Raw genomic sequence first — 14117 nt, 5'->3', positions numbered from 1 at the left:
ACATTTGGACCGTGCCCGCTTTTGATTTGGCTGTTGCTTTTGCTCTTCAACACTCAAGACCCCATACAAGCCCTCACCCAAATAACGGATATACACCCTTAAACCAAAACCTGGCCCAACTCTTGCTCTACCTCCTGTTACCGCACCCTCGACCCCTGTGCGGCGGAGACTCTTGACTATGGCAATCACCCCGAATTCGCTCCTTCAGGCAGCCCTTGCGGCCAAGCCTCAAGCGCCCGCTGCCAATCCACCGGCAGTGGCTGCGAACCCGCGGGACAAGGCCCCGGGCTTCGCTCAGGTGTTCGCCAACCAGGCCCCTGCGCCGGCGGCAAAACCTGCCGACACCCCCATCAAATCCACCCGCGACAAGCCTGCGGACAACATCCCCAAGCCCGTCGCCAACAACGACAAGCCTGCCGCCGGTACCCCATCGGTTGCCGATAACGGCAAGACTTTGCCTGCCAACCCGCCGGCCAAGGCGGACACCCCGGACACCACCGCCAAGTCAGACGACGATGCCCCGGCAGACGATCCGTCCCTGGCCCAGCAACCTCCGGTCGACCCCGCCGTAGACCCGGCGCTGATAGCCGCGGTAGTCCCTGTCCCCGTCCCCGCTACGCCGGCGCCCGTCGAGACCCCGACGCCGGCCACCGCGAAGGATGACAAAAACCAGCCAGTCGTGGCGCCACCGATTGCCGCGACCGACGACGCCAAGCCCGCCTTCGATCCCGAGGCCGATCCGCTGGATGCAATGCCCGCCGTGCGCCTGGCCATGGAGCAGGGCGGACACGTGTCCGCCAGCAGCCAGGCCCCGGCAAAAACCGCCCCGGCCCCGACCCAGGATCAGCCGACCGCCGCGCAAAACTTCGTCACAGGCCTGGCCAATATGGTCGACCAGCAAGCGTCCAAGGACAGCACCGACCAGGGCGGCGACAAAGCCTTTGCCGGTCTGATCGACGGCGGCCTCAAGGATTTGAAGGATGCCAGCAGCGACACCCGTGTCGATGACTTCGCCAACCGCCTCGCCGCGCTGACCCAGGCTGCCACGCCGAAAACTGCGAATGCCCTGCCGCCGGTGGCCAACGCGCCATTGGCCATGCACCAGAGTGGCTGGACCGATGAGGTGGTGAACCGGGTCATGTACCTGTCCAGCGCCAACCTCAAGTCGGCAGAGATCCAGTTGCAGCCCGCTGAGCTGGGTCGCCTGGACATCAGCGTGAAGATGTCTGCCGACCAGCAGGCGCAAGTCACCTTCATGAGCAGCCATGCGGTGGTGCGTGAAGCCCTGGAAAGCCAGTCGGGCCGCCTGCGGGAGATGTTTGCCCAGCAGGGCATGGGCCAGATCGACGTTAACGTGTCCGACCAGTCCCGTGGCTGGCAGGGGCAGCAGGGCCAGGACCAGCAACAGCAGAACCAGGCTCGCGGCGTCAGCGGCAGTGGCGGGCGGGGTGATGGGGTTGATGGCGGCGGTATCGGTGAGGTGGCTGAAGTGGCCGCGCCGGTGGTGCAGTCGGTGATTGGCTCCAGTGCCGTGGACTACTACGCCTGATCCGAGGCCTGGCGATGATCAAAATGTGGGAACGGGCTTGCTCGCGAATACGGAGTGTCAGTCACCGTTACAGGTGCTGATCCACCGCTTTCGCGAGCAAGCCCGCTCCCACATTGGTTTTGCAGTGTCGGCGAAACCGTGACCGAACTGACAACTCTGGCATAACACTTGCTCTTGCCTTTCCCCAGAACTATGAATCCCAGAATAGTGACGGATTATTGGCATGGCGAAGAGCGACGACGCAGCAAAAGCACCCGCAGGCAAGGGCAAGCTCAAGCTTATCCTGCTGATTGTCCTGGCCTTGTTGCTGGCGATCGGCCTGTCCGTGGGGGCTACCTGGTACTTTATGCACAGTGCCCAGAGCAAACCGGCCGCCACGGCCGAGGTCAACCCCAACGTCAAGCAACCGGCAATCTTCGAGCCGATGCTGCCGGCGTTTGTCGCCAACTTCAATCAGAACGGCCGTCAACGCTACCTGCAGGTGAGCATTACCCTGCTGGCGCGTAACCAGGCAGACCTGGATGCCCTCAAGGTGCACATGCCAGTGATCCGCAACAACCTGGTGATGCTGTTTTCCGCCCAACCCTTCGACACCCTCGCCACCCCGGTGGGCCAGGAAATGCTGCGCCAGAAGGTCACTGCCAGCGTGCAGGAAGTGGCCCAGAAGGAAGTCGGCAAACCGGTGATCGAGCAGGTGCTCTTCACTAATTTCGTATTGCAGTAGGATCACGACATGGCCGTGCAGGACCTGCTGTCCCAGGATGAAATCGATGCGCTGCTCCATGGCGTCGACGATGGTCTGGTACAGACCGAAATGGCTGCCGAGCCCGGCAGCGTCAAAAGCTACGACCTGACCAGCCAGGATCGCATCGTCCGTGGACGCATGCCGACCCTGGAAATGATCAACGAGCGTTTTGCCCGTTACACCCGTATCAGCATGTTCAACATGCTGCGCCGCTCGGCGGACGTGGCAGTGGGCGGCGTGCAGGTGATGAAGTTCGGTGAGTACGTGCACTCGCTGTACGTGCCCACCAGCCTCAACCTGGTGAAGATCAAGCCACTGCGCGGCACCGCGCTGTTCATCCTCGACGCCAAGCTGGTGTTCAAGCTGGTGGACAACTTCTTCGGCGGCGATGGCCGTCACGCCAAGATCGAAGGCCGTGAATTCACCCCGACCGAGTTGCGGGTGGTGCGCATGGTGCTGGAGCAGGCCTTCATCGACTTGAAGGAAGCCTGGCAGGCGATCATGGAAGTCAATTTCGAGTACATCAACTCGGAAGTGAACCCGGCCATGGCCAACATCGTCGGCCCCAGCGAAGCCATTGTGGTCTCCACCTTCCACATCGAACTCGATGGCGGCGGCGGCGACCTGCACGTGACCATGCCGTACTCGATGATCGAGCCGGTGCGCGAGATGCTCGATGCCGGTTTCCAGTCCGACCTCGACGACCAGGACGAACGCTGGGTGAAAGCCCTGCGCGAAGACCTGCTGGACGTCGACGTACCCCTGAGCGCCACCGTGGCCCGTCGCCAGCTGCGTTTGCGGGATATTTTGCACATGCAGCCGGGGGATGTGATTCCCGTCGACCTGCCGGAAGAACTGATCATGCGCGCCAACGGCGTGCCGTCGTTCAAGGTCAAGCTCGGTTCTCACAAAGGCAACCTGGCGTTGCAAGTGATCGAACCGATCAACCGTCGCTGATCCACCTTAATTTCTGCTCCGCCGAGGACATGTAATGGCTACCGAACACGAAAACACTTCCGCCGAAGACCAGGCCCTGGCTGACGAGTGGGCGGCTGCCCTGGAAGAAACCGGCGATGTCGGCCAGGACGATATCGATGCACTGCTGGCGGCCGATGCGGCCACTGCACCGGTTGGCAACCGCCTTCCCATGGAAGAGTTCGGCAGCGTGCCGAAGAACAATGACCCGGTGACCCTCGACGGTCCGAACCTGGACGTGATCCTCGACATCCCGGTGTCGATCTCCATGGAAGTCGGCAGCACCGAAATCAACATCCGCAACCTGCTGCAGCTCAACCAGGGGTCGGTGATCGAGCTGGACCGCCTGGCCGGCGAGCCGCTGGACGTGCTGGTCAACGGCACGCTGATCGCCCATGGCGAAGTGGTGGTGGTCAACGAGAAGTTCGGCATCCGCCTGACCGACGTGATCAGCCCGAGCGAACGCATCAAGAAGTTGCGTTGATATGAAGCGCTCATTGGTAGGACTGTTATCGACGCTGCCCTTGAGCGTAATGGCAGCAGAACCGGTTGCCCAGGCGGCTGCGCCGGCACTCGGCAGCGGTGTGGGCGGGCAACTCACCCAGTTGGTGCTGGGGTTGTTGCTGGTGGTGGGGCTGATCTTCGTGCTCGCCTGGGTGTTGCGCCGCGTGCAGCGCATCGGCCCGGGCAATGCCCAGGTCATCGAGCTGGTGGGTTCACGCGCCCTTGGCCCGCGGGACAGGCTGGTGCTGGTGCAGGTCGGCGACGAGCAGATCCTGCTGGGCATCACCCCCGGTCGCATCACCCCGTTGCACGTGCTCAAGTCGCCTGTGGAAGTGGCCCAGACCCAAGCGGCCACGCCGGAATTCGCCCAGCGCCTCATGGAGTTGCTGGGCAAGGATCAGAAGGATAAGAAGTAATGCGCGTTTTATTGACGCTCATGCTGTTGCTGGCAGCGCCGCTGGCGTACGCAGCAGACCCGTTGTCGATCCCGGCGATCACCCTGGGCACTAACGCGGCGGGCGCGCAGGAGTATTCGGTCAGCCTGCAGATCCTGCTGATCATGACCGCGCTGAGCTTCATCCCCGCGTTCGTGATGCTGATGACCAGCTTCACCCGCATCATCATCGTGTTCTCGATCCTGCGTCAGGCCCTCGGCCTGCAACAGACGCCGTCGAACCAGATCCTCACCGGCATGGCGCTGTTCCTGACGCTGTTCATCATGGCGCCGGTGTTCGACAAGGTGAACCAGCAAGCCCTGCAACCGTACCTGGCGGAGAAAATGACCGCCCAGGATGCGATCGACAAGGCCCAGGGCCCGATCAAGGATTTCATGCTGTCGCAGACCCGTTCCAGCGACCTCGAGTTGTTTGTGCGGTTGTCCAAGCGTACCGACATCGCCAGCCCCGACATGGCACCGCTGACCATCCTGGTGCCGGCGTTCGTGACCTCGGAGTTGAAGACCGCGTTCCAGATCGGCTTCATGATCTTCATTCCGTTCCTGATCATCGACCTCGTCGTGGCGAGTGTGCTGATGGCCATGGGTATGATGATGCTGTCGCCGCTGATCATTTCGCTGCCGTTCAAGATCATGCTGTTTGTGTTGGTGGACGGGTGGGCGCTGATTATCGGCACCCTGGCCGGCAGTTTCGGTGGGGTGTAGGCCATGACGCCAGAAGTAGCAGTCGACCTGTTCCGCGAAGCCCTGTGGCTGACCACCATGATGGTCGCCGTGCTGGTGGTGCCGAGCCTGTTGGTGGGCCTGTTGGTGGCGATGTTCCAGGCCGCGACCCAGATCAACGAACAGACCCTGAGCTTTTTGCCGCGCCTGCTGGTGATGCTGATCACCCTGATCGTCGCCGGCCCGTGGCTGGTGCAAACCTTCATGGAATACATCCTGCAGCTGTACGGCAGTATTCCGCAGTTGATCGGCTGACCCCGTGAATTCGATGCTGGCCTTGACCGACACCCAGATCAGCACCTGGGTGGCCTCGTTCATCCTGCCGTTGTTCCGGGTCACGGCCGTGCTGATGACCATGCCGGTGTTCGGCACCACCCTGGTACCACGGCGCATCCGCCTGTATTTCGCGGTGGCGATCACCGTGGTCATCGTGCCGGGCTTGCCGCCGATGCCACCGGTGAATGCCCTGGACCTCAGTGCAATGATGCTGATCGCCGAGCAAATCATCATCGGCGCCTTGCTGGGCTTCTCCCTGACGCTGTTCTTCCAGGCCTTCGTGATCGCCGGGCAGATCATCTCGATCCAGATGGGCATGGGCTTCGCGTCCATGGTCGACCCTACCAACGGCGTGTCGGTGGCGGTGATCGGGCAATTCCTGACGATGCTGGTGACCTTGCTGTTCCTGGCCATGAACGGCCACCTGGTGGTGTTCGAGGTGATGACCGAAAGTTTCACCACCTTGCCGGTGGGCAGCGGGTTGGTGGTCAATCATTTCTGGGAGCTGGTGGGGCGCTTGAGCTGGGTGCTCGGTGCATCCTTGCTGCTGGTATTGCCGGCGATCACTGCGCTGCTGGTGGTCAACATCGCCTTTGGCGTGATGACCCGGGCGGCGCCGCAGTTGAACATCTTCTCCATCGGTTTCCCGTTGACCCTGGTGCTGGGCATGGGGATTTTCTGGGTCGGCATGGCTGACATTCTCAATCAGTATCAACCGCTGGCGACCGACGCCTTGCAGTTTTTACGTGACTTGGCGCGGGCGCGGTAAGCCATGGCCGAGAGCGAGAGTGGCCAGGACAAGACAGAAGACCCCACGGAGAAACGTAAAAAGGACTCCCGGGAAAAGGGCGAGATTGCCCGCTCCAAAGAGCTCAACACCCTGGCGATCATGCTCGCCGGTTCCGGCGGCCTACTGATCTACGGCGGTGGCCTGGCCCTGGACCTGATGGAGTTGATGCGCCTGAATTTCTCCCTGCCCCGCGACGTGCTGCTGAGCCCGGGGGCCATGGGTTTGTACCTGCTGCACTCGGGCAAGATCGCGATCCTCGCGGTGCAGCCGATCCTCATCACCTTGTTGCTGGCGGCCCTGATCGGCCCGATTTCCCTCGGCGGCTGGCTGTTTGCCGCCGGCAGCTTGGCGCCCAAATTCAGCCGGATGAACCCGGCGGCCGGGCTCAAGCGGATGTTTTCCACCAAGGCCCTGGTGGAACTGCTCAAGGCGTTGGCCAAGTTCATCCTGATCCTGTTTGTGGCGTTGACGGTGTTGTCGTCCGACATCGACGACCTGCTGCGCATCGCCCATGAGCCGATCGAGCTGGCGATCATCCACAGTGTGCAAGTGGTGGGCTGGAGCTCGCTGTGGATGGCTTGCGGGCTGATCATCATTGCCGCGGTGGATGCGCCGATCCAGCTGTGGGAAAGCCACAAGAAACTGCTGATGACCAAGCAGGAAGTGCGCGACGAGCACAAGGACCAGGAAGGCCGGCCCGAGGTCAAGCAGCGGATTCGCCAGCTGCAGCGCGAGATGTCCCAGCGCAAGATGATGGCCTCGGTGCCCGATGCTGATGTGGTCATCACCAACCCGACCCACTACGCCGTGGCGCTCAAGTACGACCCGGAGAAGGGTGGGGCGCCGATGTTGCTGGCCAAGGGCAGTGATTTCACGGCGTTGAAAATCCGCGAGATTGCGGTAGCCAATGACATCCTGCTGCTGGAGTCGCCGGAGTTGGCGCGGTCGATCTTCTACTCCACCGACCTGGATCAGGAAATTCCGGCCGGGTTGTATCTGGCGGTGGCTCAGGTGTTGGCGTACGTGTATCAGATCCGCCAGTACCGGGCGGGCAAGGGCAAGCGGCCAGATCCGCTCAAAGACCTGCCGATTCCACCGGATTTGCGTCGGGATTCCTGATTTTGTAGCGTCCCTCCTGGCCTCTTCGCGAGCAAGCCCGCTCCCACATTTGACCGTGTATATCCTGTAGAAACGCGGTCAAATGTGGGAGCGGGCTTGCTCGCGAAGGCGTCCGCCCAAACAACAAAAAATCCCCCTGAGCGTTCCCGCAATTGCATCTCGCACCGTGTAAGTCGCGGGCGAGGGCGCTACCTCAATCAGCGTGGCGAGGGAGCTTGCTCCCGCTGGGGTGCGAAGCGCCCCCAATAAAGCTAGCGCGGTGATTCAGGCAAAGCGCGCAAGCCGTTCCGGGGCTGCTGCGCAGCCCAGCGGGAGCAAGCTCCCTCGCCACAGGTGATGTGCACGCGGCGGTATGTCGTTGCTGGCCGCCGGAACGATCTGCTTCCTCAAGCAAAAGTTGGAAGGCTTCTTGCAATACCGCCTCCAGGACGCTTCCCGGCGTCAAAAGTTTGCTTCAAGGAAACGAGGAATACCGGTGGATCGCTCTCAAATGCTCAGCACGGCCCGTGGCACCCTGACTGACCTCTCGCGAGGCAATCTGGGTGTGCCGTTGTTGTTGCTGGTGATGCTGGCAATGATGATGTTGCCAATGCCGCCGTTCCTGCTGGATGTGTTCTTCACCTTCAACATTGCGCTGTCGGTCGTCGTGTTGCTGGTGTGCGTATACGCCCTGCGGCCGCTGGATTTCGCGGTATTCCCGACCATCCTGCTGATCGCCACCCTGCTGCGGCTGGCGCTTAACGTGGCTTCCACCCGGGTGGTGATGCTCCACGGCCAGGACGGCCACGCCGCCGCGGGCAAGGTGATCCAGGCCTTCGGCGAGGTGGTGATCGGCGGTAACTACGTGGTCGGTATCGTGGTTTTTGCGATCTTGATGATCATCAACTTTGTGGTCGTGACCAAGGGCGCCGGGCGGATTTCCGAGGTGAGCGCGCGTTTTACCCTCGACGCGATGCCCGGCAAGCAGATGGCGATCGACGCCGACCTCAACGCCGGCCTGATCGACCAGAACCAGGCCAAGGCCCGTCGCCTTGAAGTCGCCCAGGAAGCCGAGTTCTACGGTTCCATGGACGGTGCCAGCAAATTCGTGCGCGGCGACGCCATCGCCGGCCTGTTGATTCTGTTTATCAACCTGATCGGCGGCATGGCGGTCGGCATCTTCCAGCACGGCATGACCTTCGGCGACGCCGGCAAGGTTTACGCCCTGCTGACCATCGGTGACGGTTTAGTGGCGCAATTGCCATCACTGTTGTTATCTACAGCTGCGGCGATCATGGTGACCCGTGCTTCGGGCTCCGAAGACATGGGCAAGCAGATCAGCCGGCAGATGTTTGCCTCGCCCAAGGCGCTGGCGGTGGCGGCAGGCATCATGGCGATCATGGGCATCGTGCCGGGCATGCCCCATGTCTCGTTCCTGAGCATGGCCGCCATGGCCGCCGGCGGTGCCTACCTGTTCTGGAAAAAACAAAACAACATCAAGGTGATTGCTCAGCAGGAAGTGGCGCGCCAGCAGGAACTGCTGCCATCGCCGGCCCGCGCCCTGGAAACCAAGGAGCTGGGCTGGGACGACGTGACCCCGATCGACATGATCGGCCTGGAAGTCGGCTACCGCCTGATTCCCCTGGTGGATCGCAACCAGGGCGGGCAATTGCTGGCGCGGATCAAGGGTGTGCGCAAGAAGTTGTCCCAGGACCTGGGCTTCCTGATGCCCACCGTGCACATTCGCGACAACCTCGACCTGGCCCCGAGCGCCTACCGCCTGACCCTGATGGGGGTGATTCTGGCCGAGGCCGAGATCTACCCGGACCGCGAACTGGCGATCAACCCGGGCCAGGTGTTTGGCAGCCTCAACGGGATTACCGCCAAAGATCCGGCTTTTGGCCTGGAAGCGGTATGGATCGAAATCAGCCAGCGCAGCCAGGCGCAGTCGCTGGGCTACACCGTGGTCGACGCCAGCACTGTGGTCGCCACCCACCTCAACCAGATTCTGTACAAGCACTCCCACGAGCTGATTGGCCACGAAGAAGTCCAGCAACTCTTGCAATTGCTGGCCAAGGCCTCGCCAAAACTCGCCGAAGAGCTGGTACCGGGTGTGCTGTCCACCTCGCAACTGCTCAAGGTGCTGCAAGCGCTGTTGGCCGAGCAGGTGCCGGTACGGGACATTCGCAGCATTGCCGAAGCTATCGCCAACAATGCCGCCAAGAGTCAAGATACTGCCGCCCTGGTGGCCGCAGTGCGCGTCGGATTGTCGCGTGCAATCGTCCAAAGCATTGTAGGGCTTGACTCCGAGCTGCCTGTTATCACCTTGGAACCAAGGTTGGAACAAATATTGCTCAATAGTATTCAGAAGGCTGGGCAGGGCGCTGATGAGGGCGTGTTGCTGGAGCCAAGCATGGCAGAGAAGCTGCAGCGTTCGTTGATCGAGGCCGCGCAGCGCCAGGAAATGGAAGGCCATCCGGTGATCCTGCTGGTGGCTGGCCCCGTCCGGGCGATGTTGTCGCGGTTTGGACGCCTGGCTATACCGAATTTGCACGTATTGGCTTACCAGGAAATTCCTGACAATAAGCAAGTGACTATCGTCGCGACAGTAGGGCCCAACGGCTGAGGTAGTGGGATATGCAAGTGAAGCGTTTTTTCGCCGCCGATATGCGTCAGGCCATGAAACTGGTACGTGATGAGTTGGGCGCCGACGCTGCGATTATCGGTAACCGTCGTATTGCCGGCGGTGTGGAGCTGACGGCTGCCCTGGATTACAAACCCTCGGCCCTGGCGCCGCGCGTGCCGAACATGGAACTGGAAGACGAGCTGCGCAAGACCGCTTCGCGCATTGTTTCGGCCCAGGCTGAACTGAGCATGCGTGGCGACAGCGACGCCTCCACCAATCGCCAGCTGTTTGCCGGGCTGCCGTTGACCGCGTCCGAGCCGCTGGTAGAGCCGACTTTTGTTGAACCACCGCGTCCTGCTGCGCCAGCCCCGGCGCCGGCGGTAGACCAGCGGGTGTTCGACTCGATGCGCTTCGAACTCAACGGCCTGCGTGAACTGCTGGAAGTGCAGCTGGGTTCGCTGGCCTGGAACCAGTTGCAGGGCAGCCAGCCACAACAGGCCAACCTGTGGCGTCGCCTGCAACGCATTGGCCTGTCCGGCCCGTTGTCCCGCGACCTGCTGCAACTGACCACGCAAATTGAAGAGCCTCGCCAGGCCTGGCGCATGCTCCTGGCCCACCTGGCGCGGATGATCGTCACCCCGGAAATCGAACCCCTGGAAGAAGGCGGTGTGATTGCCATGGTCGGCCCGGCCGGCATGGGCAAGACCACCACCCTGGCCAAGCTGGCCGCACGTTACGTGCTCAAGTACGGCGCCCAGAACATCGCGCTGGTGAGCATGGACAGCTACCGCATCGGCGCCCAGGAACAACTCAAGACCCTGGGCCGCATCCTCAATGTGCCGGTGACCCACGTCGACCCGGGCCAGTCCCTGGCCAACGCCCTCGACCCGTTGCTGCGCAAGCGCGTAGTGCTGATCGACACCGCCGGCCTGCAAGCCAGCGACCCGGCCCTGCGCATGCAGCTGGAAAGCCTGGCCGGGCGCGGGATCAAATCCAGAAACTATTTGGTGCTTGCCACTACCAGCCAGAAGCAGGTATTGACCGCCGCCTACCACAGCTACAAGCGCTGCGGGCTGGCGGGTTGCATCCTGACTAAACTGGATGAGACGGCAAGCCTGGGCGAAGTATTGAGCCTGGCAATCAGTCATGAATTACCGGTCGCCTACCTGACCGACGGGCCGCGGATCCCGGATGATCTGCATCTGCCGCGCCGTCATCAGTTGGTCAGCCGGGCTGTCAGCGTGCAAATGCAGGAAGAACCCAGTGAGGAAGCTATGGCTGACATGTTTGCTGACCTCTACCACAGCCCGAACAAGCGAGTTGGGTGAGGCATCATGGCTTTCTATTTAAAAATGACAGTGAAAAGTATCTACATCGATGGTCTGCCAGCAGTTCGCGCGGCCAACTTATGTAGCCTGCGTCTAAGCAAGACAAGGTAAAGAAATAAAATGGGCAGCATGCATCCCGTACAGGTGATCGCGGTGACCGGCGGCAAAGGTGGCGTCGGGAAAACTAACGTGTCAGTGAATTTGTCCCTGGCCCTGGCAGAGCTTGGCCGTCGCGTCATGCTGCTGGATGCTGACCTGGGGCTGGCGAACGTCGACGTTCTGCTGGGACTGACGCCCAAACATACCCTGGCCGATGTCATCGAAGGCCGCTGTGAGCTGCGCGACGTACTGTTGCAAGGCCCCGGCGGGATTCGCATCGTGCCGGCGGCTTCCGGCACCCAGAGCATGGTGCACCTGAGTCCGGCGCAACATGCCGGCCTGATTCAGGCGTTCAGCGACATTGGCGACAACCTCGACGTACTGGTGATCGACACCGCCGCCGGGATCGGCGAGTCGGTGGTCAGTTTCGTGCGCGCAGCCCAGGAAGTGTTGCTGGTGGTGTGCGACGAACCCACCTCGATCACCGACGCCTACGCCCTGATCAAACTGCTCAACCGCGACTACGGCATGAACCGCTTCCGCGTGCTGGCCAACATGGCCCAAAGCCCGCAGGAAGGGCGGAATCTGTTCGCCAAGTTGACCAAGGTCACGGATCGCTTCCTCGATGTCGCCTTACAATACGTTGGCGCAGTTCCTTACGACGAGTGTGTGCGCAAGGCCGTGCAAAAGCAGCGTGCGGTCTATGAAGCGTTCCCTCGTTCGAAGTGCGCATTGGCGTTCAAGGCTATTGCCCAGAAGGTCGATACCTGGCCGTTGCCCGCCAATCCCCGGGGGCATCTGGAGTTTTTCGTCGAGCGATTGGTGCATCAGACGAGCGCAGGACCGGTGCTATGACAGCCAGCGGCTACAACCTTTACAAGAAGTCGGCACGTGACAGTCAAGTCGAATTGATCGAGCGCTATGCGCCCCTGGTCAAGCGCATTGCCTATCACCTGCTGGCGCGCTTGCCTGCCAGCGTGCAGGTCGAGGACTTGATCCAGGCCGGGATGATCGGCCTGCTTGAAGTGTCGACCAAGTACGACGCGAGCAAGGGCGCGAGTTTCGAGACATACGCGGGTATCCGTATCCGTGGGGCCATGCTCGATGAAGTGCGTAAAGGTGATTGGGCGCCGCGATCAGTGCACCGCAATACGCGGATGGTGAGTGACGCAATTCGCTCAATTGAAGCAAAAACCGGTCGCGACGCTAAAGATCATGAAGTTGCGGCCGAACTCCAATTGAGTCTCGACGATTACTACGGGATTTTGAACGATACCTTGGGCAGCCGGCTGTTCAGTTTCGACGACCTTTTACAGGACGGCGAACATGAAGGGCTGCACGAGGACGGCGCGAGTGCCCATCTCGAACCGTCACGGGACCTGGAAGATGAACGCTTCCAGAGCGCGCTGGCGGACGCGATAGCCAATTTGCCGGAGCGTGAGCGACTGGTGTTGGCGCTGTACTACGACGAAGAGCTGAACCTCAAGGAAATCGGTGAGGTCCTGGGAGTCAGCGAATCGCGGGTCAGCCAGTTACACAGCCAGTGCGCGGCCCGCTTGCGGGGGCGTTTGGGAGAGTGGCGAGCGCGCTGACAGGCAGTGTGGGGACACTGCGAACGATACCGTCCAGGCCCTGCGCCCGGACGGGCTTGGCCCGTGGTGCGCCCCCGGTAGTCCTTTTTGTGTAACGCCTGTTGATTGATATGGCGCGCCCAGGTGCTGGGCGCGTTTAAGACTGCTTGGAGGTCGAATTGGACAAGAACATGAAAATCCTCATCGTTGATGACTTCTCAACGATGCGGCGGATCATAAAAAACCTGTTGCGTGACCTTGGGTTCACTAACACGGTCGAGGCGGATGACGGTATTACGGCGATTCCGATCCTCAACAGCGGGAGCATCGACTTTCTGGTAACGGACTGGAACATGCCGGGCATGACCGGTATCGATCTGCTGCGCCACGTGCGCGCCGATGAAAAACTGCGCAGCCTGCCTGTGCTGATGGTGACCGCTGAAGCCAAGCGTGAACAGATCATCGAAGCCGCCCAAGCCGGGGTCAACGGCTACGTGGTCAAGCCATTCACTGCACTGGCCTTGAAAGAGAAGATCGAAAAGATCTTCGAACGCATCGGTCATTGATGCTGCCACGGGGGAGCTATGGAGCATAAAGAATCATCGCAGGCCGACTTTGAGTCGACCCTGAAAAAACATGCTCATCAACTCGTCGAAAGCCTTGAAAGAGGCCAGTTCGGCGACGCGGTGCAGTTGATCCATGAGCTCAACCAGACCCGTGACCGCGGCCTGTACCAGGAAGTGGGCAAGCTCACCCGTGAGTTGCACAGTGCGATAGTCAATTTTCAGATTGACCCGCACATGCCCCAGGCCGAGGAAATCTCGCAGATCACGGATGCCACCGAACGCCTGTCCTACGTGGTCAGGCTGACTGAGGCGGCGGCCAACCGCACCATGGACCTGGTGGAAAACGCCACGCCTCTGGTCAACGGTATGGCCAGTGAAGCCAAGGCCCTGAGCACTGACTGGGGCCGGTTCATGCGTCGGGAAGTGGGCGCTGAGGAGTTTCGTGAGCTGGCGCGTCGGGTCGAGGGCTTTTTGTCCCGCAGCGAGCAGGAAAACCGCACGGTTTCCAGCAACCTCAATGACATTCTGCTGGCCCAGGATTACCAGGACCTCACCGGTCAGGTGATCAAGCGTGTGACCCAACTGGTCACCGAAGTGGAAAGCAACCTGCTCAAACTGGTGTTGATGGCGGGCCAGGTCGACCGGTTTGCCGGCATCGAACATGACCGCGCAGCGATCCTTTCTGAAAAAGATCCACAAAAACACCTCGCCAAGGGTGAAGGTCCGCAGATTCATGCCGATAAACGTGAAGACGTTGTATCCGGGCAAGACGACGTAGACGATTTGCTGTCCAGTTTAGGCTTCTAAGGAGCA

Annotated in this window: 15 protein-coding genes; all 15 read left to right on the top strand. The window is 61.1% G+C overall.

Features of this window, described 5'->3' with window-relative positions; genetic code table 11:
- Nucleotides 1-178 precede the first annotated feature (178 nt).
- Complete coding sequence (locus HX805_RS08680; protein WP_177116766.1) at nucleotides 179-1549, top strand: flagellar hook-length control protein FliK; 1371 nt, start codon at nucleotides 179-181, stop codon at nucleotides 1547-1549.
- 223 nt (nucleotides 1550-1772) lie between these two features.
- Nucleotides 1773-2273 carry a flagellar basal body-associated protein FliL gene (gene fliL, locus HX805_RS08675; protein WP_003214560.1) on the top strand — a complete coding sequence of 167 codons (501 nt, stop codon included), beginning with the start codon at nucleotides 1773-1775 and terminating at the stop codon, nucleotides 2271-2273.
- 9 nt (nucleotides 2274-2282) lie between these two features.
- Nucleotides 2283-3251 carry a flagellar motor switch protein FliM gene (gene fliM / locus HX805_RS08670; protein WP_003214559.1) on the top strand — a complete coding sequence of 323 codons (969 nt, stop codon included), beginning with the start codon at nucleotides 2283-2285 and terminating at the stop codon, nucleotides 3249-3251.
- 34 nt (nucleotides 3252-3285) lie between these two features.
- Nucleotides 3286-3753 (top strand): flagellar motor switch protein FliN, encoded by a 468-nt coding sequence (gene fliN, locus HX805_RS08665; protein ID WP_003214557.1) that lies wholly within the window; start codon nucleotides 3286-3288, stop codon nucleotides 3751-3753.
- A 1-nt stretch (nucleotide 3754) separates the two neighbouring features.
- On the top strand, nucleotides 3755-4189 hold the full coding sequence (fliO, locus tag HX805_RS08660; RefSeq protein WP_023659254.1) for a flagellar biosynthetic protein FliO: 435 nt from the start codon (nucleotides 3755-3757) through the stop codon (nucleotides 4187-4189).
- Nucleotides 4189-4932 (top strand): flagellar type III secretion system pore protein FliP, encoded by a 744-nt coding sequence (gene fliP / locus HX805_RS08655; RefSeq protein WP_003214554.1) that lies wholly within the window; start codon nucleotides 4189-4191, stop codon nucleotides 4930-4932. Before fliO ends, fliP begins: the two co-directional genes overlap by 1 nt.
- A 3-nt stretch (nucleotides 4933-4935) precedes the next feature.
- Entirely contained in the window at nucleotides 4936-5205 is a 270-nt protein-coding gene (gene fliQ, locus HX805_RS08650) for a flagellar biosynthesis protein FliQ (protein ID WP_003214552.1), read from the top strand.
- Between the two features lie 13 nt (nucleotides 5206-5218).
- The gene (gene fliR, locus HX805_RS08645; protein ID WP_003214551.1) at nucleotides 5219-5995 is read left to right on the top strand and encodes a flagellar biosynthetic protein FliR; all 777 of its coding nucleotides are present in this window, start codon (nucleotides 5219-5221) and stop codon (nucleotides 5993-5995) included.
- Between the two features lie 3 nt (nucleotides 5996-5998).
- Nucleotides 5999-7135 (top strand): flagellar biosynthesis protein FlhB, encoded by a 1137-nt coding sequence (flhB, locus tag HX805_RS08640; RefSeq protein ID WP_008430191.1) that lies wholly within the window; start codon nucleotides 5999-6001, stop codon nucleotides 7133-7135.
- Between the two features lie 490 nt (nucleotides 7136-7625).
- Entirely contained in the window at nucleotides 7626-9740 is a 2115-nt protein-coding gene (flhA, locus tag HX805_RS08635) for a flagellar biosynthesis protein FlhA (protein WP_023659255.1), read from the top strand.
- 11 nt (nucleotides 9741-9751) lie between these two features.
- On the top strand, nucleotides 9752-11068 hold the full coding sequence (gene flhF, locus HX805_RS08630; protein ID WP_003214543.1) for a flagellar biosynthesis protein FlhF: 1317 nt from the start codon (nucleotides 9752-9754) through the stop codon (nucleotides 11066-11068).
- Nucleotides 11069-11188: 120 nt separating this feature from the next.
- Nucleotides 11189-12022: a flagellar synthesis regulator FleN gene (gene fleN, locus HX805_RS08625; protein ID WP_003192912.1), complete on the top strand. Its 834-nt coding sequence runs from the start codon at nucleotides 11189-11191 to the stop codon at nucleotides 12020-12022.
- Nucleotides 12019-12759, top strand: a complete 741-nt coding sequence (fliA, locus tag HX805_RS08620; protein WP_008434817.1) for an RNA polymerase sigma factor FliA — start codon at nucleotides 12019-12021, stop codon at nucleotides 12757-12759. Before fleN ends, fliA begins: the two co-directional genes overlap by 4 nt.
- 170 nt (nucleotides 12760-12929) lie before the next feature.
- Entirely contained in the window at nucleotides 12930-13304 is a 375-nt protein-coding gene (locus HX805_RS08615; protein ID WP_005790040.1) for a chemotaxis response regulator CheY, read from the top strand.
- An 18-nt stretch (nucleotides 13305-13322) separates the two neighbouring features.
- Entirely contained in the window at nucleotides 13323-14111 is a 789-nt protein-coding gene (locus tag HX805_RS08610) for a protein phosphatase CheZ (protein WP_003214538.1), read from the top strand.
- The last annotated feature ends 6 nt before the right edge of the window (nucleotides 14112-14117 follow it).

The sequence above is a fragment of the Pseudomonas sp. G5001 genome (assembly GCF_013385475.1).
Lineage (GTDB): Bacteria > Pseudomonadota > Gammaproteobacteria > Pseudomonadales > Pseudomonadaceae > Aquipseudomonas.
Note: the sequence above shows the minus strand (reverse complement) of the source record. Positions and strands in the feature narration are given on the sequence as shown.